The sequence below is a fragment of the Phyllobacterium endophyticum genome, assembly GCF_003010935.1.
In the GTDB taxonomy this organism is placed as follows: domain Bacteria; phylum Pseudomonadota; class Alphaproteobacteria; order Rhizobiales; family Rhizobiaceae; genus Phyllobacterium; species Phyllobacterium endophyticum.
On sequence record NZ_PGGN01000011.1, the window covers coordinates 1 to 1377 of the forward strand.

Below are 1377 nucleotides of genomic sequence, written 5' to 3' on the forward strand. Positions count from 1 at the left end.
CCATGGCCAGTGATGATCGTACTCATTGGCGGGATTGCATGGATTGCCAGTCGCAATTGGAAGATCGTGGGCGGGACTATCCTGACCCTCCTCCTGATCGGTTATTTCGATATGTGGAGCGATGCCATGAAAACCATCGCGATGATTTTCGTTGGTACGGTCGTTTCGATTGTCGTCGGCATCCCCATTGGCATCGTGATGGCGCGCTCGGATGGCTTTCAGCGCATGGTCAATCCCATTCTTGACGTAATGCAGACAATGCCGAGCTTCGTCTACCTGATACCAGTTGTCATGCTGCTGGGCATCGGCAAGGTGCCGGGGCTTATCGCGGTGGTGATCTACGCCATACCCCCGATGATCCGCCTGACCAATCTCGGCATCAGGCTTGTGGACAAGGACGTTCTGGAGGCAGCCGATGCATTCGGGTCGTCTAGCTGGCAGCGGCTCAGAAACGTGCAGATCCCTCTTGCCCTCCCCACAATCATGGCTGGCATCAATCAGACGATCATGATGGCGCTCGCGATGGTTGTCATTGCCTCGATGATCGGCGTCCAAGGCCTCGGACAGCCGGTCTTGCGTTCCGTCAACGGCCAATTCTTCTCTCTCGGACTTTTCAACGGCCTTGCCATCGTCGGCATCGCCATCATCTTCGACCGCGTTAGTCAGGCCTATGGCAAGCGTCTTCAGAAGCACCAGGAGGTGGTCCATGGCTGATCGCACAGTTCAAGGCGCGGGCATCAAAATCAGGAATCTCTACAAGATATTCGGCCAGAGACCGGCAGCCTATGTCGACGCTGTCAAGAAAGGCATGACCAAAACTGAACTGAATGAGCAGCACGGTCACGTTCTGGGATTGCGTGACATCAACATCGATATGCCGGCGGGCTGCATCCAGGTGGTCATGGGTCTTTCGGGTTCGGGTAAATCGACGCTGATCCGTCACATCAACCGGTTGATCGACCCGACTGCAGGTGAAGTGATCATCGATGGTGCCGACGTTTGCAAGATGAACCAGAACGACCTGCGCCAGTTTCGCCGCCACAAGACGGCAATGGTATTCCAGAAGTTTGCCCTACTGCCGCATCGCACGGTTCTGGACAACACCGTCTATGGACTTGAAATCCAGGGACTTTCGCGCGAAAAGCAGGAAGAACAGGCGCGCCGCTGGATCGGGCGTGTGGGTCTGAAGGGCTTTGAGGATCATTATCCCAACCAGCTCTCGGGCGGAATGCAACAGCGGGTCGGCCTTGCTCGTGCGCTCACCAATGATGCTCCCATACTTCTGATGGACGAAGCTTTTTCCGCACTCGATCCGCTGATCCGGATGGACATGCAATCTGTCCTTCTCGACCTGCAGAAAGAGATCAAGAAAACGGT

2 protein-coding genes are annotated in these 1377 nt (G+C 55.6%); both read left to right on the forward strand.

Annotation, left to right across the window (positions count from 1 at the left end; all coding sequences use genetic code 11):
• Positions 1 to 714 (forward strand): ABC transporter permease (locus CU100_RS26505; protein ID WP_106719638.1); only part of this gene is annotated, 714 nt, incomplete at its 5' end.
• The coding region (locus CU100_RS26510; RefSeq protein WP_146141910.1) for an ATP-binding cassette domain-containing protein at positions 707 to 1377 on the forward strand (671 nt) is incomplete at its 3' end. The genes CU100_RS26505 and CU100_RS26510, both read left to right, overlap by 8 nt.